The following is a 20,462-nucleotide window of genomic DNA, read 5'->3' on the forward strand; positions in this document are numbered from 1 at the left end:
CTTCCCGTCCCCGTTCGCACCCGTGTCCGCGCGTACACACACACCGGTACCGATCACTCTAGCGACCGGCGCCGACAGGCCCAAGTCCGGGGTTGCACGTGCAATGCGGGTCACACAGTCACGAGTTGGGCGTACCCACCGCCGCAGAAGGCCTGATCGGCAGGCGGTTCACCGGGCGGCCCGTGGCCGCGCGGACCGCCGAGGCCACCGCCGCCGGGGTCGTCACCACGGGGACCGCGCTCGCCGCCTTCGCGCCGAACGGGGCCACCACATCACGTTCTTCGACCAGCTTGACGATGCGGACCGCCGGGGCGTCCAGCGCCGTCGGGAGGGCGTAGCCCGTCAGGTCCGGGTGGCGGATCAGGCCGGAGACCGTGCGGAGGTTCTCCGTCAGGGCCGCGCCCACGCCCTGCGTGACGCCCGCCTCGATACGGGCCTCCAGCTGACGGGGGTTCAGGATGCGGCCCACGTCCTGGGCCACCGCGAGTTCCACGACCCGGACCGAGCCCAGTTCGATGTCCACGTCCACCACCGCGCGGACCGCGCAGAAGGCGAGGCCCACGAAGGCGTCGCCCTGGCCGTCCGCGTCCAGGGGTTCCGTGGGGTGGGGGCGGCACTGGGCCGTCGCCCAGAGTTCCTTGCCGGCCATCGCCTCCGCCACCGACATCGAGAACGCGCCGTCGTACGACGTGATGCGACCGTCCTGGATCTGCAGGAGCTCCGTCGACATGCCCAGCTTGTGGGCCATGGGCTGGAGGAGCTGGGTGCGGACCATCTTGGCCGCCCGCTCCACCGCGCCGCCCGACACCCACGTGTGGCGGCCGTGCGCCGACGGGCCGGCCGGCGGCTGGTCGGTGTCCACCGGGGCCATGGCGACCTCGTCGACGCCCAGGACCTCCTGCACGATCTGCCGGGCCAGCGTGGCGAAGCCCTGACCGGTGTCGACGGCCGCGCAGATGACCGTGGCCGCGCCGCCCACCACCTTCACCGTGGCCGTGGAGACCTCGTCGGCCCCCTCGGCGCCGAGCATGTGGACCATGCCGACGCCGTAGCCCACCCCGCGCCGTACCGCGCCCGGCTCGCCCGCGCCCTCCGGGCCGCCCGGCAGCAGCCACTCGTCCTCCGGGGCGTCCTTGGGCAGGGCGGGCAGTTCGAAGTCGCGGACCGCGCGCAGCAGTTCCGCCACGGGGGCCGGGCAGGTCACCGTCTGGCCGGTGGGGAGCAGGTCTCCGGTCGCCAGGACGTTGCGCAGGCGCAGCTCGGCCCCGTCGATGCCGAGGGCGGCCGCGAGCTTGTCCATCTGGCCCTCGTACGCGGCGCACACCTGCATGGCGCCCTCGCCGCGTACGTGGCCGGACGGCGGGTTGTTGGTGCGTACCACCCAGCCCTCGACGAAGGCGTGCGGGACGACGTACGGGCCGCAGGCGAAGGCTACCGCCGCCGCCAGGGACTCTGAGGAGGAATCGGCGTAGGCGCCGGCGTCCATGAGGATCTGTGCCTCGACCTTGACCAAGCGTCCCTCCGCGTCCGCGTGGTGGCGGTAGCGCAGCAGGGTCGGGTGGCGGTGGGTGTGGCCGAGGAAGGACTCCTCGCGGGTGGCGGCCAGTTTGACGGGGCAGCCCGTGCGCAGGGCGAGCAGGCCGAGCGGGAGCTGGAAGGCGGCGTCCTCGCGGTCGGCGGTCGCGCCGGGTACGCCGGTGACGACCACGCGCACGCGGTCCGGATCCAGTCCGAAGCAGGCGGCGGCCAGGTCGCGGTCGGTGTGCGGGTCGGTGGACGCGGTGTAGAGCTCCACGCCGCCGTCGGGGCGCGGCACGGCCAGTCCGGCCTCGGCGCCGATGGGGGCGGGGTCCTGGCGGCCGATCCGGTACAGGCCCTCGACGACGACCTCGCCGGTGGCTTCCGGGTCGCCGTAGCGGAGCGGGATGTGCCGGATCAGGTTGCCGTCGGGGTGCAGGGCGGGGGCGCCGAAGGACTGCTCGGGGTCGGTGACCGGGTCGAGGAGCTCGTACTCGACGGCGATCGCGGCGGCGGCGAGCCGTGCGGTGTCGGGGTGGTCGGCGGCGACGGCGGCGATGGCCTCGCCGTGGTGGCGTACGACGTCGTGCGCGAACACCGGCCGGTCGGCGATCCGGCGGCCGTGGGTGGTGGCGCCGGGCACGTCGGCGTGGGTGACGACGGCGCGGACGCCGGGCATCTCGGCGGCGGCCGTGGTGTCGATGGAGAGGATCCGGGCGTGGGCGTGCGGGGAGCGCAGCACGGCGGCCCACAGGAGGCCCTCGGCCCACAGGTCGGCGGCGTAGGGGAAGGTGCCCTCGGTCTTGGCGCGGGTGTCCGCGGCCGGGACGGAGGCCCCGATTCCGCGCGGGACCTGCGGCTCGGATGCCTCGGAACCGGGGGCGGCCATGGCCGTCACCGTGGGGTTGACCGTTGTGGTCGCCGTCGCCGCGTCCTGCCCGCTCACGCCGTGCCTCCGTGGTGGATGCCGCCCTCGCCGGGCGCTGCCTGGTGCGGGATGCGCGGCTCCGGTGCACCTGCGCCCGGGGCCGCGGGTTCCGCGGCCGCCGCCTCGCGCTCGGCCACGACCTCGCGCACGGCGTCGACGACGCCCGCGTAGCCGGAGCAGCGGCAGAGGTTGCCGCACAGGGCCTGACGGGTCTCCAGCTCGCTGGGGGCGTGATTGCCCTCCAGCAGGTCGTGGATGGTCATGGCCATGCCGGGTACGCAGAACCCGCACTGCACCGCACCCGACCTGCACAACGCCTGCTGGACGTCCGAGAGTTCCCCGTCCGTCGCGAGACCCTCGACCGTACGCACCTCGCTGCCGGCGGCCGTGGCGGCCGGTACCAGGCAGGAGGCGACGAGCCGGCCGTCGACCTGCACGGCGCAGGCGCCGCATTCGCCCTGCGAGCAGCCGTCCTTGGCGCCCGCGAGGCCGAGCCGCTCGCGCAGCACGTACAGGAGGGACTCGCCGATCCAGGCGCCGGTGACGGGCCGGTCGGCGCCGTTGACCCGCAGGACGTAGGAGGCCGACGGGTGCTCGTGATGGGCGACGGCCCCGGCGGTCGCGTCTTCTTCGTACGTCGCCACCTCGGCCGGGAAACCTTCGGTGGTGCCCTCGTCCGGGATTGCGTCCCCGCTGTCGGCGGTGCCGTCGGTCGGCGTGAGGCCGGCCGGGGGCTCCTGCGCGGCCGGCCCGTCCCCGCTCCCGGGGTCGGAGTCCGCGGCGGCGGGCTCCGCCTCGTGCGCGGGCCCGTGCGCGGCCTCGGGGCCGGGCTCCGGCGCGTGGCCGAACGCCGTGAAGCCGTGGCCGTCGGTGCCGCCGGGCTGCGCGGGCTCGGCGGCCGGTGCCGGGACACGGACCCCGCCGAAGAGATCCAGGTCGGCGGGGGGCACCGGCGGCTCCGCGGCGGCGCCGGGCGCGGCGTACTCGCCCTGCCCGGCGTACTCCCCGTGGACCGCGTGGCCCGCATGGCCGGTGTACTCGCCCTGTCCCGCGTGGTCCGTGGACCGGGCGCCCTCGGCGTGCTCCGCCGCCGGGCCGTGCGCGGCCTCGATGTCGTGCGGGGCCTGGTGCACCGGCTCGCCCTCGGACAGGGGGGTGCCCACCCCGGGCCCGCCCAGCACGCGCGGCCCACGTCCGGCGGCATGCGCGGTCGCGGCGGCGGCTGCCGAAGCGGCGGCGGCCTCGTCCGTGCCGGGCAGCACACCGGCAGCGGCGCCAGCGTCAGCGGCGGCGTCCGTGCCGGGGTCCCCGGCCGGCTGCTGCGTCAGGTACGCCCACGGCGCCGCGGCGCCGCCCGGCAGCGTCGCCGGGGCCTGGCTCCAGTCGGCGTCCAGAGCGCCCCGCCGGTAGTCGTTCGGCTGGTGGGGGAATTCTTCGAACTCGGGCACGGCCCACTGCCCGGTCGCCGGCCCGGCCGGCTCGGGCTCCTGCGCCGCCTCCGGGAAGCGCCACTCGGCCGTCGCGCTCGGATCGGTCACCGGCTGCTCCGGCTCCGCCTCGGCGAACGCCGCCGCGACCGACGCCGGGATCGGGATCGACGCCGGGATCGGCCCGCCCACCGACCCGGAGCCCGGGCCCTGACCCTGACCAGCAGCACCGGCGCCACCAGCGCCACCCGCACCACCCGCGGGGCCGCCCTGTGCCGGGCCGCCCGCCTCCGGCCACTGCACCGGAATCGCCCACGTCCCCGTGGCCGCCGGATCCGTGCTGGCCGAGCCGAGCGGCACGATCATCGGCGGCGGCACGTAGCCGTGCCCGGGCGCCGCGAGCGGCTCCCCGGTGCCGAGCGCGTCCAGCATGTCCTGCGGCAGTTTCACGAAGGCCGTGGCGTCCGAGTCGTACTCGCCGCCCTGCGGGACGGGTTCCCAGCCCCAGCCCGCCGTGCCGTTCCCCTGGGTCACGTTCTCGTTCTCGTTCTCGCTCATGAGGTCAGCGCCCTCCCCAGGGCCCTGCGCGCCAGCACGGCCACCGTCCGCCGCAGATGCAGTACTCCGGGAGCCACCGGCTCGCCCTGGTCGGGCACGCACGCGGCGGCGACGTACTCGCCGAAGGCCTCCAGCGCCTCGGGGGCCAGGGTCCGCCCGCCGTCCCAGTCGATCAGCGAGGCCACCCACTGCTCGGCCTCCAGCGGCCGCAGCGGCATCGGGGCGACCGCGCCGATGGCGCAGCGCACCCCCCGGCGCGCGGGATCCAGGACGAGCCCCACGGACGCCACAGCACGCCCCGGCCCGGTACGGCCCGTGGCCTTCAGGAACACCTGCGGTGCGTGCAGCAGCGGCACCCGCACGAAGCCGATCAGCTCGCCGGGCCGCAGCATCTCCCGCCCGGCCAGCAGGTACGACACCGGGATCTCCCGCTGTCCGCCCGGGCCGACGATGACGAGTACGGCCTCCAGCGCGGCCAGCACGGGCAGTGCGTCACCCGTGGGCGCGGCGGTGGCGATGTTGCCGCCGAGGGTGCCCGCGTTGCGGATCTGCGGGGGGCCGGCGGCCCGGGCCGCGGCCGCGAGGGCGGGGATCAGAGCGGCGAAATCCGGCCGTCCCATCCGGGCGTGCGTGAGGCCCGCACCGAGCAGCGCGTGGCCGTCCTGGTACTGCCAGCCGCGGATCTCGTTGATCCGGCCCAGGCCCACCAGCGCGGCGGGCCGCAGCAGCCCGGCGTTGACGGCGGCCATCAGGTCGGTGCCGCCCGCGACCGGCACGGCGGCGGGCATGGCGGTGAGCGCCGCCACGGCCTCGTCGAGCGAGGCCGGCAGCGTCACGGACTGCGCCGCCTGCGGGCCCTGCGGCCCCTGAGGTGAATCCAGTGCGTGCGGTGCGTGCGTGGTCAACCCAGCTGCCCCTTCCCGATGTCCCGGTTCCGGCGCTCACGCCTGTTCCGCCGTACGGTACGTCCTCACCGCCGGGACGTGGCAACTCTGGCACATCTTCCGGGCCGCCCGGCGCGAGGGTCCGCCCGCTGCGGCCGACCCCGGGCGCGGTGCCCCGTACGGGGCGTACGGCCCTGTCGCACCGCCTTGGGCGACCCTCCTCCCCGATTGCCCGATTTTCCCTGTATAGGGGGAAATTGAGGCAGAGTTCCGCTCCCGTTCCCTTTCGGTTCGGGTCGGCGCCGGCATCCACTTGTCACACGTTCGGGGGCGTGCCCTCGATCGGACGCCCGAGCACACCGGGCCGCCGCTGCCGCGGCAACGGCCCGCCCGGCGGCCGGTAATCGACCCCCTGCGCGGCCAACCGCGCGTAGTGCGCGTCCATCCGCCCCTCGAACCACGCGAAGTCGCGCTCCCCGGGCGCCGGCTGCCGTGACCACACCACCTCGGCGAAGGCCGCCAGCCGCGGGAACACCTGGTAGTCGACCCGGTCCTGGTTCTCCATCACCTCGGTCCACACGTTGGCCTGCGCGCCCAGCACCCGGGCGGCGGCCTCCGGCGACAGCTTCGGCGGCACCGGCTCGAAGCGGTAGACGTCCTCCAGCGAGCGCACGTACCCGATGGGCATAGGCTCGTCCGCGCCGCCCGCCTGCCGGTGGTCCAGGTAGACCTGCTGCTCGGGGCACATGACCACGTCGTGCCCGGCCTCGGCGGCGGCGATCCCGCCCGCGTAGCCGCGCCACGAGGACACGGCGGCGCCCTCCGCGAGCCCGCCTTCCAGGATCTCGTCCCAGCCGATCAGCCGCCGCCCGCGCGCGGCCAGCCAGCCGTCGAAGTGCCGGACGAACCAGGACTGCAGCCCGTCCTCCCCGTCCACGCCCAGTTCGCGGATCCGCTCCTGGGCGGTCGCGGAGGCCTTCCACTGCGCCTTGGGGCACTCGTCCCCGCCCACGTGCACGAAGGGTGAGACCTCGGCCGGGAACAGCTCCAGCAGCTCTTCGAAGACCCCCTCGTAGAAGCGAAGCACGGCCTCGGTGGGCGCGAGCACGTTCTCGGTGATCCCCCAGTCCTCCCAGACCCCGAGCGCGGCGGTGTCGACGACGTCGGTGTTGCCCAGCTCCGGGTACGCGGCGATCGCGGCCTGCGAGTGCCCCGGTACGTCGATCTCCGGGACCACCCGGACGTGCCGTTCGGCGGCGTACGCGACGATCTCGCGGATGTCGTCCTGCGTGTAGAAGCCGCCGTGCGGGGTCTCGTTCCACAGCGGTGAGGCCCGGTGGCCCCAGCGGCTGCGCGGGCGCCAGCCGCCGACCTCGGTCAGCCGCGGGTAGCGCTCGATCTCGATCCGCCAGCCCTGGTCGTCGGTCAGGTGCAGGTGCAGGACGTTGAGCTTGTGCGCGGCGAGCAGGTCGATGTAGCGCAGCACGCCGTCCTTGGGCATGAAGTGCCGGGCCACGTCCAGCATCATCCCGCGCCAGCCGAACCGCGGGCCGTCCACGACCGAGGCGTACGGAAGGCTCCACGCGCGGCCGGGCAGCGGCGCCCTGCGGTACGCGTCGGGCCCCAGCAGCTGACGCAGCGTCTGGGCGCCCCAGAACAGCCCGGCCGCCGTCGCGCCCGTCAGCTCCGCCCCGTCCGGGCCGATCTCGATGCGGTACGCCTCCGGGCCCAGGTCCCCGGCGCCGTCCGGGTCGACGCGCAGCCGCAGCTCGGCGGTCACGCCGGCCCCGGCGGCGGGCAGCTCCCAGCCGGTGGCCGCGCCCAGTTCGCGCCGCAGCCAGCGCGCGACCGCCGCGGCTCCCGGCCCGGCGTCCAGGACCGGCCCGGGCCCGAACGCGAAGCGGCGCCCGCCCTCGTCGGGAACGGCGACCCGGGGTGCGGGGATCAGGTCCATGCGTCAGCCCTTCACGACGGCGTGCGCGTGTTGCGCCCTGCGCAACGCTCGTTCCGCAGGGCGCTCGTCGCGCCGACCCTAACGCGCCCCACGGGCACGGCAAAGACCCCCGGGCGCACTGGGGCGCACCGGGGGTCTCGGTCGGTCTCGGTCCCGCGGAAGACGGAGGGCCGGGGGCGGACTACTGGTCCTTGCCGCCCTTGTCCTTGTCCCCGCCGGGGCCCATGGACTCGTAGATCTCCTTGCACATGGGGCAGACCGGGTACTTCTTCGGGTCCCGGCCCGGTACCCAGACCTTGCCGCAGAGCGCGACGACGGGGGTCCCGTCGAGCGCGCTCGCCATGATCTTGTCCTTCTGGACGTAGTGGGCGAAGCGCTCGTGGTCGCCGTCACCGTGCGACACCTGCGGCGTCGGCTCTACGAGGGTCCCCGTGCCAGTCCCGCGCTCGGGCTCAAGAGTGCTCATGGAACCCAGGGTACTTAACCCCGCGCCCGTCAGTTGAGCGACGGGTCGTCCGGATAGGTGGCGACCATCGCGAGGTCGCTGCGCTGGCGGCGCAGCACCGCCCGCCACAGCCGCTCCGGATCCGGGAAGGACACGTCCCCGGGCTCCGATTCGACCACGTACCAGGCGCCCTCGCTGAGCTCCGCCTCCAGCTGGCCCGGGCCCCAGCCGGAGTAGCCGGCGAAGATCCGCAGGCCGCCCAGGGCCGCGGCCAGCAGCTCCGGCGGCGTCTCCAGGTCGACCAGTCCGATCGCCCCGTACACGCGGCGCCAGCCGAGCGGACCCTCCTCGCCCGGGATCACCGCCACGCCCAGGGCCGAGTCCATGGCCACCGGCCCGCCCTGGAAGACCACCCCGGGGTCGCCGGCCAGGGGCGCCCAGGGCAGCAGGACGTCGCCGACGCCCACGGGCGTCGGCCTGTTCAGGACCACGCCGAGGGAGCCCTGCTCGTCGTGGTCGAGCAGCAGCACGACCGCGCGGTCGAAGTTCGGGTCCGCGAGGGCGGGGGTGGCCACGAGCAGCCGCCCTGTGAGGGAGGACACCTCGGTCATGCCGCCATGATCCCGCACATCGGCCGATTCCGGGGAGCGAGCGGGAAGATCGGATCGACCGCAGCTCAGGGCGCACGGCAGCAGCGAGGAGCGCGCACGGACGGCGTAGGCGGAACGCAACACTCCGCCATGTGGTGGATACGGAGGGTGTTGTACCGAATTCATGACAGTCCTACGGCCACGTCGGCCTTACGAACAAGGGGGTGGTGGCCCTTACCCTTTTCCCTGGCCCCCTGCCCACCCCTCTCCGGAACGCGAGATTCATGACCGGCATCAGTGACGATGTACTGCTTGTCCACGGCGGTACCCCGCTCGAGGGCGAGATCCGTGTCCGTGGTGCGAAGAACCTCGTGCCCAAGGCCATGGTCGCCGCTCTGCTCGGCAGCGAACCCAGCCGGCTGCGCAACGTTCCCGACATCCGTGACGTGCGCGTCGTCCGCGGGCTGCTCCAGCTGCACGGGGTGACGGTCCGTCCCGGCGAGGAGCCGGGCGAGCTCGTGCTCGACCCCACCCACGTCGAGAGCGCGAACGTCGCCGACATCGACGCCCACGCGGGCTCCTCGCGCATCCCGATCCTGTTCTGCGGCCCCCTGCTGCACCGGCTCGGCCACGCCTTCATCCCGGGCCTGGGCGGCTGCGACATCGGCGGCCGGCCGATCGACTTCCACTTCGACGTGCTCCGCCAGTTCGGCGCGACCATCGAGAAGCGCGAGGGCGGCCAGTACCTGGAAGCCCCGCAGCGCCTGCGCGGCTGCAAGATCCGCCTCCCCTACCCGTCGGTCGGCTCGACCGAGCAGGTGCTGCTGACGGCCGTCCTGGCCGAGGGCGTCACCGAGCTCAGCAACGCCGCGGTGGAGCCGGAGATCGAGGACCTCATCTGCGTCCTGCAGAAGATGGGCGCGATCATCTCCGTCGACACCGACCGGACCATCCGGATCACGGGCGTCGACCGCCTCGGCGGCTACAACCACAAGGCCCTCCCGGACCGTCTGGAAGCCGCCTCCTGGGCTTCCGCGGCGCTGGCCACCGGCGGCAACATCTACGTGCGCGGTGCCCAGCAGCGCTCGATGATGACGTTCCTGAACACCTTCCGCCGCGTCGGCGGGGCGTTCGAGATCGACGACGACGGCATCCGCTTCTGGCACCCGGGCGGCCCGCTCAACGCCATCGCGCTGGAGACGGACGTCCACCCCGGCTTCCAGACCGACTGGCAGCAGCCGCTGGTCGTGGCCCTGACGCAGGCCTCCGGTCTGTCGATCGTCCACGAGACGGTCTACGAGTCCCGGCTCGGCTTCACCTCGGCGCTCAATCAGATGGGTGCTCACATCCAGCTGTACCGCGAGTGCCTGGGCGGCAGCGCCTGCCGCTTCGGCCAGCGCAACTTCCTGCACTCGGCGGTCGTCTCCGGCCCCACCAAGCTGCAGGGCGCCGACCTGGTCATCCCCGACCTGCGCGGCGGATTCTCGTACCTGATCGCGGCCCTGGCCGCCGAGGGCACCTCGCGGGTCCACGGCATCGACCTGATCAACCGCGGCTACGAGAACTTCATGGAGAAGCTCGTGGAACTCGGCGCGAAGGTCGAGCTCCCGGGCGGCGACCTCGCCTGAGCCGTACCCGGACGCCCGGACACCCGGACGTACGCAGAAAGCCCCCCGGGCCCCGCACAGGGCCCGGGGGGCTTTCCCGTACCCCGGCCGAGGCCCGGTCCCCCGCCCGTAGGAGCCGTATGGAGCCGTACGGAGCCGCACTGCGGCCCGGCGGGACGTGCCGGTGGCATACCTGAGCCCCGCCAGGCCCCCTGACGGGCCCTCACAGGGCCTGTCAGGCTCGCCGGGCGGCCCGGGGCGGTCCTCCGCCCGTCCGGGCCCACCGGCCCGTGTCCGGCCCCGGACATGCCGAAGGGCGGCCACCCCGCCCGGGGGTGACCGCCCATCGTCGTTCTGCGTACTACTGCCGTTCCAAAGGCCTGTGCGGCCCTCGGCGCCGGGGCAGGACTTACTTGCCCTTGGCGGCTTCCTTGAGCTTGGAGCCCGCGGAGACCTTCACGCTGTAGCCGGCCGGGATCTGGATGGGGTCGCCGGTCTGCGGGTTGCGCGCGGTGCGAGCGGCACGGTGGGTGCGCTCGAAGGTCAGGAAGCCGGGGATGGTGACCTTCTCGTCGCCCTTGGCGACAATCTCGCCGACGGTCTCGGCGAGCGCGGCCAGAACGGCGTCGGCGTCCTTGCGGGTCACCTCGGCGCGCTCGGACAGAGCGGCCACCAGCTCACTGCGGTTCATGTTGTACTCCCGTGTTCAACTTGCCTTAGAGGCGTGAGATCGAAGCCGATGCTGCCAGGGCCCTAGGACAGTCCCCGGACCCGGGTCTGAACGTCAGACCCTCTCGCCCGGTTACGCATCCTGCCCCCACCAGCGGCGGGAAAGCCAATCCGGCACCCATCGGGGTCACACGAAAAGCGCCACAGTCACGCCGCGGTGACGCTCCGTCCACGCCTTCGCTCACGCGCCGCCGCGGACCGCGGACCTCGCGGGCATCCCCGCAAACCCTAGAGGCGGCCCGTCGGGCCCGCATCTCGCGACGCGCCGGTATCGGAGCACCGTGAGGGCCGTCACAGCAGGGCTCAGGCTCCCGAGGCCGCCTTGCGGACGGCGCCCGCGACCGCACCCGCGACCTTGTCGTTGAACACCGACGGGATGATGTAGTTCGCGTTCAGCTCGTCCTCGCCCACGACGTCCGCCAGCGCGCTCGCGGCGGCCAGCATCATCTCCGTGTTCACGGTGCGGGACTGAGCGTCCAGCAGACCGCGGAAGACACCCGGGAAGACCAGCACGTTGTTGATCTGGTTCGGGAAGTCGGAGCGGCCGGTGGCCACGACGGCGGCGGTCTGGCGGGCGACGGCCGGGTCCACCTCGGGGTCCGGGTTCGCGAGCGCGAATACGATCGCGCCTTCGGCCATGGCGGCGACGTCCTCGCCGGACAGCACGTTCGGGGCCGAGACGCCGATGAACACGTCGGCGCCGACCACGGCCTCCTTCAGCGTGCCCGTGTAGCCCTCGGGGTTGGTGTTGTCGGCGATCCAGCGCAGCGGGGAGTCGGGGGCCGCGTCGACGAGGTCGGGGCGGTCCGCGTGCACGACGCCGTGGATGTCGGCGCTCACCACGTTCTTGACGCCCGCCGCCAGGAGCAGCTTGAGGATGGCCGTACCGGCCGCGCCGGCGCCCGACATGACGACCTTGACATCGCCAACTGCCTTGCCCACCACGCGCAGTGCGTTGGTGAGCGCCGCGAGCACGACGATCGCGGTGCCGTGCTGGTCGTCGTGGAAGACGGGGATGTCGAGGGCCTCGCGCAGCCGGGCCTCGATCTCGAAGCAGCGCGGCGCGGAGATGTCCTCGAGGTTGATGCCGGCGAAGCCCGGGGCGATCGCCTTGACGATCGCGACGATCTCGTCGGCGTCCTGGGTGTCGAGGCAGATCGGCCAGGCGTCGATGCCGGCGAAGCGCTTGAAGAGGGCCGCCTTGCCCTCCATGACGGGCAGCGCGGCCATCGGGCCGATGTTGCCGAGACCCAGCACGGCGGAGCCGTCGGTCACGACTGCGACGGAGTTGCGCTTGATGGTGAGGCGGCGCGCGTCCTCGGGGTTCTCGGCGATCGCCATGCACACGCGGGCCACGCCCGGGGTGTAGATCATCGAGAGGTCGTCACGGTTGCGGATGGGGTGCTTGGACGACATCTCGATCTTGCCGCCGAGGTGCATCAGGAAGGTGCGGTCGGAGACCTTGCCGAGGCTGACGCCCTCGATGCCGCGCAGTTTCTCGACGATCTCGTCCGCGTGCGCGGTGGAGGTCGCGGCGATGGTGACGTCGATCCGGAGCTTCTCGTGGCCGGATGCGGTCACGTCGAGGCCGGTGACCGATCCGCCGGAGGACTCCACGGCGGTGGTGAGCTGGGAGACCGCGGTTCCGCTCGCGGGCACTTCCAGACGGACCGTCATCGAATACGAGACGCTGGGCGCCGTTGCCATGGCCGTGTTCCTCTTCTGTCCCTGGTTCGCTGTAACACACAGAGCCCCGCTGCACAGCAGGTGCGGCAGGACCTGTTGTCCGATCGTCCCACCTACCAGCCAGTACAAGGTAACCAGCTACAAAATTCGGAAAGACTCTTCCACCATACGAGATATCAGGGGCGTTCGGAATGGTGGGGTCATACGAAACAGGTCCGCGCCCCCCCACAGGTGGGGGACGCGGACCTGGTGATTCATACGTTGACGACACCGACCCGCCATGCTCGCCTCGCGGCAAGTGGTCGCTCTGAGCGACGAAGGTTGGGCCCGGGGGCTTGGATCGAGTCGGTGCCGTACCCAGGCTAACAAAGGATCGCCGAAAGTGATCCCCCTGCTCGCGCTCGTATCCGGCCACCACGCGCCCGGCCGCCGCCCATCCGGCCGTACGAGGCCCTGAGCGGGCCGGGACCCCGGCGATGAACCGCCACCGCCGGGCCGATCGGCAGGCGGCCGGCAAGACACCCCCTACGGCAGCAGCAGCTCCGGAACCCCGTCCGCGTCGGGCTTGTCCCGCTCGGCCGAGACCACGGTCAGCTGCTGCGTCGCGCGCGTCAGCGCCACGTACAGCACCCGCAGGCCCGCCGGGGACTCGTCCGCGATCTCCGCCGGGGAGACGACCACCGTGGCGTCGTACTCCAGGCCCTTGGCCTCCAGGCTGCCCAGCGCCACCGCCCGCTCGCCGAGGTCCGCGAGCCAGCCCGCGGCCTCCGCGCGCCGGTCCATCGCCACGACCACGCCGACCGTGCCGTCCACCTGGTCCAGCAGCCGCCGGGTCTCCTCCCGGACCGCGGTGCCCAGATCGCCGTCGGCGGCCGTGAAGCGGGGCTCCAGGCCCGTGGAGCGCACCGCCGACGGCGGCTCCATGCCCGGCATCGCCAGGCGCAGCACCCGGGAGGCGACCTCGGCGACCTCAGCCGGGTTGCGGTAGTTGACCGTCAGGGTGAACCGCCGGCGCGGGCGGGAGCCCAGGGCCTCGTCGCGGGCCGCGGCCGCCTCCTCCGGGTCCGTCCAGGAGGACTGCGCCGGGTCGCCGACCACGGTCCAGGTGCCGTGCCGGCCGCGGCGGCCCACCATCCGCCACTGCATCGGCGTCAGGTCCTGGGCCTCGTCCACGATGACGTGCGCGTACTCGGTGCGCTCCGCCGCGAGCCGCTCGGCCCGCTCCCACTGGGTCTCCTCGCGGGTGGGCATCAGCTCCTCCAGCCCGCTGAGCTGGTCGAGCGGGTCCATCTCCCGTCTGCGCTTGGGCCGCGCGGGGGCGCCCAGCAGCAGCTGGAGCTCGTCCAGCAGTGCCACGTCGTGCACCGACAGGGGGCCCTTGCCGTCCGGGCCCACCCGGCGCAGCGAGCGGGCCAGCTGGCGGCTCTCGCGCGGGCCCAGGTCGCGGCGCGACCAGCGGCCGAGGTGGCGCTCGTCGGCGAGCGCGGCGAGCACCGCCCGCGGGGTCAGCTCGGGCCACCAGGCGTCGAGGAAGCCGATGAAGGCGTCCTCGGTGGAGATGTCCTCGTCGAAGGCGGAGCGCAGCTCGGCGGCCAGCTCCGGGTCGCTGTGCCGGCCGGCGCCGCCGGACTTCGCGTAGAGGGCGTCGAGCAGCAGCTTGCGGGCGCGCGGGCGCAGCAGGTTGACCGGGGCGGTGCCGCTGAGCACGTTCTGCCGGATCCGGTTCAGCTCGTCGGACTCCAGCTCATGGCGGCGGCCGAAGGCCACCACGCGCAGCCGGTCGGGGGCGCCGCCGAGCTCCAGTGCGCCGCGTACGGCCTTGCGGAGCACCTTGAGCATCCGGGAGGAGCCCTTGATGCGGGCCACGGCCGGGGAGTCGTAGGTGGTGGCTTCGGCGCCGTCGACGAGCGAGCCCAGCGCCCGGATGGCCACCTGGCCCTCCTCGCCGAGCGAGGGCAGCACGCCCTCGGTGTACGCGACGAGCAGCGGGGTCGGCGAGACGATCAGGATGCCGCCGGAGTAGCGGCGCCGGTCCTGGTAGAGCAGGTAGGCGGCGCGGTGCAGGGCGACGGCGGTCTTGCCGGTGCCGGGGCCGCCCGCGACCTCGGCGACGGAGGCGGCGGGGGCCCGGATGACCAGGTCCTGCTCGGCCTGGATGGAGGAGACGATGTCGCGCATCGAGTGCGTACGGGCCCGCCCGAGGGCGGCCATCAGGGCGCCGTCGCCGATGGCCGGGAGCTCCCGGCCGTCGAGGAAGGCGGTGACCTCGGGACGCATCAGGTCGTCCTCGACGCCGAGCACCTTGCGGCCCTTGGAGCGGATGACCCGGCGGCGCACGACCCGGCCGGGCTCCTTGGGCGTGGAGCGGTAGAACGGCGCGGCGGCCGGCGCGCGCCAGTCGATGACGAGCGGCGCGTAGTCGGAGTCCAGGACCCCGATGCGGCCGATGTGCAGCGTCTCGGCGATGTCGGCGGTGAGGTCCTCGCGGATCGCGTCGTCGGCGGGCTCGACGGAGGTGTACGCGCCGTCGGCGCCGCGCTCCCCGTCCTTGCCGAGCACCAGGTCGATGCGGCCGAAGAGGAAGTCCTCGAACTCGTTGTTCAGCCGGTTCAGGTGGATGCCCGCCCGGAAGACCTGCGCGTCGCGCTCGGCGAGCGCGCCGGGCGTACCCACCTGGCCGCGCTTGGCGGCGTCGTTCATGAGGAACTCGGCCTCGTGGATCTTCTCCTCAAGGCGTCGGTACACCCGGTCGAGATGCGTCTGCTCGACCGCGATCTCCCGATCGCGGACGGAATCCGCCGTGCTGTCGACAGCGGCATTCTGCGCGGCCACCAAGGCCCCCTTCTGACGTGCATGGGCGACCGTCAAAGGTACGCGAATCGGCCCCCTGTCCGCACGCCCGTTCCGGAACCGGTCTCGCAGGGTGGTACGCCCCTCACCGGGAGCCTCACCCCGCTCCGGCCGCCAGGACCCGGCGGCGGTGCCGGGCCACGCGCTCCCGGTTCCCGCAGCGCTCGCTGGAGCACCAGCGGCGGCGGTGTCCCCGGGAGGTGTCCAGGTAGACGCGGGTGCAGCCGTCACCCGCGCAGGCCCGCAGCAGCGCCCGGTCGCCGGGGTCGGTCAGCAGCTCGACGGCGTCCCGGGCGACGGCCGCGAGCAGCGCACCGCATTCCACGCCGCCGCACAACTCCCGTACGAGGTGGCCCTCCTGGTCCCGTACGGCGCACAGGCCCGGGGGTGGTCCGGCGGCCAGCGCGTTGACCCGGGCGAGGGCGTGCTCGTCCGGGTCGGTGCCGAGCAGCTCCGCCCGTACGAGGGTTTCCACGTCGGCGCGCAGGGACCGGAAGGCCGCGGCCCAGTCGGGCCCCACCCGGGCGAGCGGCGTCCGGTCGGGTACCAGGCCGGCGCCGGCGAGCCACAGCCGCAGCTCGTCGCCGTCCGGGATCCCCTCGTGGGGGGTGAAGGTGGCCACCAGGTCCAGACAGACCCGCCCGGAATCGAACCGCATGCCGTCAGCCTCCCGTCGTGGGGGTGCCGTACCAGATTGCCGCCCGGCGGGTCACAGCGGAAGCCCCCGAACCGGTGGGTCCGCCCAGCCGCTCGGGCGGAGCCCTACCCGAGCTGCGCGTGCTCACGGGCCGACGCCGACCCCACCCAGCCTCGCCGGCGTTTGAGGAGGGGGCACCTCCCAGCGGTAGCCGGGGGAGGGTCCGGGCGGAGCCCGGTGCCCGGCGGAGCCGGGTTTCCTGGGGCTCCGCCCGGACCCCGCTCCTCAAACGCCGGAGGGGCTGAAGATGGCCGGAGCGGCTAGGGGGCCGGAGGCTGGTCGTGGAGGAGGCGTTGGAAGAGGCGGTGGTCGCGCCAGGCGCCGTCGATGTGCAGGTAGCGCGGCGCGAGGCCGAACCGCTCGAAGCCCGCCTTCGTCAGCACCCGCTGCGAGGCCAGGTTGTCGACCAGCGTGCCCGCCTCCACCCGGTGCAGGCCCAGCTCGTCGCGCGCGACCCGGCAGACCTCCTCCACGGCCGCGGTGGCCAGCCCCTTGCCGTGCCAGGCCCGGTCGACCCAGTACCCCAGACCGCCGCTGCACAGCGGCCCGTACGCGATCGAGCCGAGGTTGATCGCGCCGACGGGCGCACCCGTGGCCGTCTCGACGAACACGTACGGGACGATCCGGCCCGCGTCCCGCTCCGCGAGCACGCCCTCGAGCCGCTCCCGCTGGCCGGTCTCCGTGTAGAAGGCGTCCGGCCGGACCGGCTCGTAGCGCGCCATGAAGGCCCGGTTCCGTGCGAACGCCTCGGCCAGCCCGGCGGCGTCGCCGAGCACGGCGCCCCTCATCTCCACCCCGTCAATGATCATCCCGGCACGCTAGCCGAGGACCCCCCGGGCCGTCACCGCGTCGGCCGGGAGTTGCCCGTACTTGGCCTCCCCGCCCGCGTCCAGCGACAGCCGGTACCCCCGCTTGACCACCGTCTGGATCAGGTTCGGGGCCCCGAGGGCCACCCGGAGGCGGGCCATCGCCGTCTCCACCGCGTGCTCGTCCCGCCCGGCGCCCGGCAGCGCCCGCAGCAGTTCCGCGCGGGGCACCACCCAGCCCGGCCGCCGGGCCAGCGCCCGCAGCAGGGCCATCCCGGCGGGCGGTACGGGCCGCAGGTGCGCGTCCACCAGGACCGCGTGCCCCCGGATCTCCATCCGGTGCCCGGCCACCGGCAGCACCCGGGCCCGGCCGGGCAGCTCCTGGCAGAGCAACTGCACCAGCGGGCCCAGCCGGAAGCGCTCCGGCTGCACCGTGTCCACCCCGTGCGCCTGCAGCGGCAGCGCGGTCACCGGCCCGACGCACGCCGACAGCAGCCTGCCGCGCAGCGCGTCCAGCACGGCCTCCCGCAGCCCCCGCTCCTCGGCCCGGGACAGCAGCGAGGCCGCCGCCGGGGCCGAGGTGAAGCTGACGGCGTCCACCCCGCCGCCGATCATCGCGTCCAGCAGCCGGTCCAGCGGCGCGAGGTCCTCCGGCGCCATCCACCGGTACACCGGGACCACCACCACCTCGGCTCCGCCGGCCCGCAGCGCCTCGACGAAGCCGGGCAGCGGCTCCCCGTGCAGCTGGAGCGCGATCCGCCGGCCGTCCACCCCGTCCGCCAGCAGCCGTTGCAGTACCTCGGCGAGCGATTCCGAGTCCGGGGACCAGGTCTCCACGAGCCCGGCGGCCCGGATGGCGCCCTTCACCTTCGGCCCGCGCGCCAGCAGTTCGGCGGCCCTCAGCCGCTCCAGCAGTTCCTCGCCGACGCCCCACCCGTCGGCCGCCTCGATCCACCCCCGGAAGCCGATGGCGGTGGTGGCCACGACCACGTCCGGCGCGCAGCCGATCAGTTCCTTCGTCGCGGCCAGCAGCTCGCTGTCGTCGGCGAGCGGCACGATCCGCAGCGCCGGCGCGTGCAGCACCGCCGCCCCGCGGCGGCGCAGCAGCGCGATGAGCTCGTCCGCGCGCCGGGCGGCCGTGACCCCGACGGTGAAGCCCGCGAGCGGGCCGGTGTTCGTGTCGTCCATCGTGACCTGCCTAGTGACGCATGGGGGGGCGGTACGGGTGGACCGAGTCTGCCCACACGTCGTGTCGGACTCGGTTCACCCGCATTTCGCCCCGGTTACACCGACGTGAGCTGCGGTTTCGTCTCGACCCCGACCGTGTGGATCACCGGGGCCGCGGGGCGGCGAAGGTATACCGCCCAGGTGACCGCGCAGCACAGGGCGTAGAAGCCGAGGAAGGTGACGAAGGCCGCCGTCCCGGAGCCGGAGGTGCGGAACGCCTCCCGGAAGACCAGGTTGATGCCGAGTCCGCCGAGCGCGCCGACCGCCCCGATGAGGCCCATCGAGGCGCCGGAGAGCCGCCGCCCGTACGCTGCCGCGCTCTCGCCGCTCATGCCGCGCGCCAGTGCCTTCGCCTGGAAGATGCCCGGGATCATCTTGTACGTCGATCCGTTGCCGAGCCCGCTCAGGACGAACAGGGCCACGAAGCCGACGAGGAAGACCGGCAGCGAGGACCGCTGCGAGGCGAACACCACGACTCCGGTGGCCGCCGCCATCGCCACGAACGTCCCCAGCGTGATCCGTGCTCCGCCGAACCGGTCCGCGAGCGCCCCGCCCACCGGCCGGATCAGCGATCCGAGCAGCGGCCCCATGAAGGTCAGCGAGGCGGCCTGGAGCGGGGTGCGGCCGAACTGGGTCTGCAGCACCAGGCCGAAGGCGAAGCTGTAGCCGATGAAGGACCCGAAGGTGCCGATGTAGAGGAACGCCATGATCCAGGTGTGCGCGTCCTTCAGTGCCTCGCGGACCGCGCCGGTGTCGTTGCGTACGGGCGCCAGGTTGTCCATGCGTACGGCCGCCAAGGCCGCCGCGGTCACGATCAGCGGGAGGTAGGCGGCCAGCAGGTACCGCGGGTGCGCGGCTCCGGCGGTGGCGATGACCAGCAGCCCGGCGAGCTGCACCACGGGCACGCCGATGTTGCCGCCACCGGCGTTCAGGCCGAGCGCCCAGCCCTTCTTGCGCAGCGGGAAGAAGGCGTTGATGTTGGTCATGGAGGAGGCGAAGTTGCCGCCGCCGACGCCGGTGAGGGCCGCGACGACCAGGAAGGTCCCGTAGGAGGTCCCGGGCTCCATCACCACGATCGCGGCGACCGTCGGCGCGAGCAGCAGCACTGCGCTGACGACGGTCCAGTTGCGGCCGCCGAAGCGGGCCACGGCGAAGGTGTACGGCACCCGTACGAGCGCGCCCACGCAGGTAGCGGTGGCGATCAGGAAGAACTTCCCGGCCGGGTCGATCCCGTACGCCGGTCCCATGAAGAGGACCATCACGGACCAGAGCGACCAGATGGAGAACCCGATGTGCTCGGAGAACACGGAGTAGACGAGGTTGCGGCGGGCGGTCCGCTCCCCGGTCTCCTTCCAGAAGGTCTCGTCCTCGGGATCCCACTGCTCGATCCAGCGGCCCCCCTTGCGCGGTGCGGTCGTACCGGTCATCACACGCCTCCACAGCTCTCGCGTCCGTGGAACGACCGTAGGAACGGCGCGTTTCGGCCCCGGTCACCGCCTGATGACCGCCGGGAAACCTTGCTCTCACCCGCCGCCGGGGGCACCTGTGAGCGCGGCCGGGCGCCAGCTCTCCGGGGGCACTTCCAGCCAGCCGCGTTCGCCGCCGAGCCCGGCCACGGCCCGGTGCAGCGCTTCGAGTCCGGGGTGGCCGAAACCCTTGCGCCACACCATGGACAGCGGGGACAGCGGTACGGGGTCGACCAGCGGCCGCTTCACGGAGCCGGGCAGGTCGACGAAGTCGACGGTCACCAGCACCGGATTGCCGGTCTTGGCCATGACCCGGCTGAACTCGTCCTTGCCGATGGCCACCGGGGCGGGCGGCGCCATCAGGATCCCGCGGCCGGCGAACAGCTCGCGGGCGAGCCCCGTCCACTCCAGGGTGCGCGGGTTCCCGGCGCCGGCGTACACGGTCTCCCCGGCCAGCGCGTCCAGCGGTACGGCCGCCCGCCCGGCCAGCGGGTGTCCCTCGGGCAGCAGCACGGCGAGCGGCTCGAAGCGCACGGGCCGGTGCGCGAGACGCGAGCGCCACACCGGGTCCAGCCCGTCGGCGTACCCGAAGGAGACGTCGAGACGGCCGGCGGCGATCTCGGCGGCGGCATGGGTCAGGCCGCTCTCCCAGCGGGCCATCAGTTCGCAGTCGGGGGCCAGCTCCCGGGCCCGTTCCAGCACGGTGCGCGCGGTGCTCGGCCCGTCGGTGTTCAGGTCGACGAGCAGCGGGCGGGGTGCGGCGAACGCGGCGGCGACCGCCTCGTGCGCGGCGAGCACCCGCCGGGCCAGCGGCAGCAGCCGCTCCCCGTCGGGGGTCGGCTCGACGGCGCGGGTCGTACGGACGAACAGCGTGGTGCCGAGGGCCTCTTCGAGCCGCCGTACGTCCCGGCTCAGCGCCTGCTGGGCGACGTACAGCCGGGCGGCGGCGCGGGTGAAGTGCAACTCCTCGGCCACGGCGACGAACCCGCGCAGCAGCCGGGGATCCACATCACGGGGCATCATCCCCGGAGACTAACAACAGATCGGCGTGAATGGCCGCCGGACAGGTGTTGGACGGTTCGCCCGGTCC

Annotated in this window: 15 protein-coding genes; 1 reads left to right on the top strand and 14 read right to left on the bottom strand. The window is 73.8% G+C overall.

Going from position 1 to position 20,462, the window contains the following annotated elements; genetic code table 11:
* Positions 1 to 118: 118 nt before the first annotated feature.
* The 6 genes from ACZ573_RS34600 to ACZ573_RS34625 form a co-directional block, all read right to left on the bottom strand.
* On the bottom strand, positions 119 to 2,407 hold the full coding sequence (locus tag ACZ573_RS34600; RefSeq protein WP_471312314.1) for a xanthine dehydrogenase family protein molybdopterin-binding subunit: 2,289 nt from the start codon (positions 2,405 to 2,407) through the stop codon (positions 119 to 121).
* A gap of 53 nt (positions 2,408 to 2,460) precedes the next feature.
* Entirely contained in the window at positions 2,461 to 4,431 is a 1,971-nt protein-coding gene (locus tag ACZ573_RS34605) for a (2Fe-2S)-binding protein (RefSeq protein ID WP_471312238.1), read from the bottom strand.
* Positions 4,428 to 5,312, bottom strand: coding sequence for an FAD binding domain-containing protein (locus tag ACZ573_RS34610; protein WP_150261856.1), 885 nt, complete (start codon positions 5,310 to 5,312; stop codon positions 4,428 to 4,430). Before ACZ573_RS34610 ends, ACZ573_RS34605 begins: the two co-directional genes overlap by 4 nt.
* A 319-nt stretch (positions 5,313 to 5,631) precedes the next feature.
* On the bottom strand, positions 5,632 to 7,269 hold the full coding sequence (locus ACZ573_RS34615) for a beta-N-acetylhexosaminidase (RefSeq protein WP_471312240.1): 1,638 nt from the start codon (positions 7,267 to 7,269) through the stop codon (positions 5,632 to 5,634).
* 181 nt (positions 7,270 to 7,450) lie between these two features.
* Positions 7,451 to 7,735, bottom strand: coding sequence for a DUF3039 domain-containing protein (locus tag ACZ573_RS34620; protein WP_063754862.1), 285 nt, complete (start codon positions 7,733 to 7,735; stop codon positions 7,451 to 7,453).
* Between the two features lie 29 nt (positions 7,736 to 7,764).
* Positions 7,765 to 8,325, bottom strand: coding sequence for a YqgE/AlgH family protein (locus tag ACZ573_RS34625; RefSeq protein ID WP_301370743.1), 561 nt, complete (start codon positions 8,323 to 8,325; stop codon positions 7,765 to 7,767).
* Positions 8,326 to 8,588: 263 nt separating this feature from the next.
* Between ACZ573_RS34625 and murA the strand changes: the two genes are divergently transcribed.
* Positions 8,589 to 9,932 (top strand): UDP-N-acetylglucosamine 1-carboxyvinyltransferase, encoded by a 1,344-nt coding sequence (gene murA / locus ACZ573_RS34630; protein WP_030010731.1) that lies wholly within the window; start codon positions 8,589 to 8,591, stop codon positions 9,930 to 9,932.
* A gap of 388 nt (positions 9,933 to 10,320) precedes the next feature.
* Here the strand turns inward: murA and ACZ573_RS34635 are convergent, their stop codons facing one another.
* From ACZ573_RS34635 to ACZ573_RS34670, 8 genes are all read right to left on the bottom strand, one after another.
* Complete coding sequence (locus ACZ573_RS34635; RefSeq protein ID WP_007264399.1) at positions 10,321 to 10,602, bottom strand: HU family DNA-binding protein; 282 nt, start codon at positions 10,600 to 10,602, stop codon at positions 10,321 to 10,323.
* Positions 10,603 to 10,943: 341 nt separating this feature from the next.
* A complete protein-coding gene (locus ACZ573_RS34640; protein ID WP_471312243.1) occupies positions 10,944 to 12,347 on the bottom strand; it encodes an NAD-dependent malic enzyme in 1,404 nt (467 codons plus the stop codon).
* A gap of 504 nt (positions 12,348 to 12,851) precedes the next feature.
* Complete coding sequence (locus tag ACZ573_RS34645) at positions 12,852 to 15,158, bottom strand: HelD family protein (protein WP_471312245.1); 2,307 nt, start codon at positions 15,156 to 15,158, stop codon at positions 12,852 to 12,854.
* Positions 15,159 to 15,273: 115 nt separating this feature from the next.
* Positions 15,274 to 15,834 (bottom strand): CGNR zinc finger domain-containing protein, encoded by a 561-nt coding sequence (locus ACZ573_RS34650; protein ID WP_471312247.1) that lies wholly within the window; start codon positions 15,832 to 15,834, stop codon positions 15,274 to 15,276.
* 299 nt (positions 15,835 to 16,133) lie between these two features.
* Positions 16,134 to 16,682: a GNAT family N-acetyltransferase gene (locus ACZ573_RS34655; protein ID WP_471312249.1), complete on the bottom strand. Its 549-nt coding sequence runs from the start codon at positions 16,680 to 16,682 to the stop codon at positions 16,134 to 16,136.
* A gap of 9 nt (positions 16,683 to 16,691) precedes the next feature.
* Positions 16,692 to 17,867: a uroporphyrinogen-III synthase gene (locus tag ACZ573_RS34660; protein WP_471312251.1), complete on the bottom strand. Its 1,176-nt coding sequence runs from the start codon at positions 17,865 to 17,867 to the stop codon at positions 16,692 to 16,694.
* A 95-nt stretch (positions 17,868 to 17,962) separates the two neighbouring features.
* Positions 17,963 to 19,333, bottom strand: a complete 1,371-nt coding sequence (locus tag ACZ573_RS34665; protein ID WP_471312253.1) for a nitrate/nitrite transporter — start codon at positions 19,331 to 19,333, stop codon at positions 17,963 to 17,965.
* Positions 19,334 to 19,429: 96 nt separating this feature from the next.
* Positions 19,430 to 20,395 carry a LysR family transcriptional regulator gene (locus ACZ573_RS34670; protein WP_471312255.1) on the bottom strand — a complete coding sequence of 322 codons (966 nt, stop codon included), beginning with the start codon at positions 20,393 to 20,395 and terminating at the stop codon, positions 19,430 to 19,432.
* Positions 20,396 to 20,462: the final 67 nt, after the last annotated feature.

Source organism: Streptomyces sp. NPDC040545, from assembly GCF_055595065.1.

Bases quoted from the DNA above. Each gene is read 5' to 3' on its own strand.
- murA (WP_030010731.1), top strand. From the start codon at position 8,589: ATGACCGGCATCAGTGACGATGTACTGCTTGTCCACGGCGGTACCCCG.
- ACZ573_RS34665 (WP_471312253.1), bottom strand. From the start codon at position 19,333: ATGACCGGTACGACCGCACCGCGCAAGGGGGGCCGCTGGATCGAGCAG.
- ACZ573_RS34635 (WP_007264399.1), bottom strand. From the start codon at position 10,602: ATGAACCGCAGTGAGCTGGTGGCCGCTCTGTCCGAGCGCGCCGAGGTG.
- ACZ573_RS34655 (WP_471312249.1), bottom strand. From the start codon at position 16,682: ATGATCATTGACGGGGTGGAGATGAGGGGCGCCGTGCTCGGCGACGCC.
- ACZ573_RS34620 (WP_063754862.1), bottom strand. From the start codon at position 7,735: ATGAGCACTCTTGAGCCCGAGCGCGGGACTGGCACGGGGACCCTCGTA.
- ACZ573_RS34640 (WP_471312243.1), bottom strand. From the start codon at position 12,347: ATGGCAACGGCGCCCAGCGTCTCGTATTCGATGACGGTCCGTCTGGAA.
- ACZ573_RS34660 (WP_471312251.1), bottom strand. From the start codon at position 17,867: ATGGACGACACGAACACCGGCCCGCTCGCGGGCTTCACCGTCGGGGTC.
- ACZ573_RS34625 (WP_301370743.1), bottom strand. From the start codon at position 8,325: ATGACCGAGGTGTCCTCCCTCACAGGGCGGCTGCTCGTGGCCACCCCC.
- ACZ573_RS34615 (WP_471312240.1), bottom strand. From the start codon at position 7,269: ATGGACCTGATCCCCGCACCCCGGGTCGCCGTTCCCGACGAGGGCGGG.
- ACZ573_RS34600 (WP_471312314.1), bottom strand. From the start codon at position 2,407: ATGGCCGCCCCCGGTTCCGAGGCATCCGAGCCGCAGGTCCCGCGCGGA.
- ACZ573_RS34650 (WP_471312247.1), bottom strand. From the start codon at position 15,834: ATGCGGTTCGATTCCGGGCGGGTCTGTCTGGACCTGGTGGCCACCTTC.
- ACZ573_RS34670 (WP_471312255.1), bottom strand. From the start codon at position 20,395: ATGATGCCCCGTGATGTGGATCCCCGGCTGCTGCGCGGGTTCGTCGCC.
- ACZ573_RS34605 (WP_471312238.1), bottom strand. From the start codon at position 4,431: ATGAGCGAGAACGAGAACGAGAACGTGACCCAGGGGAACGGCACGGCG.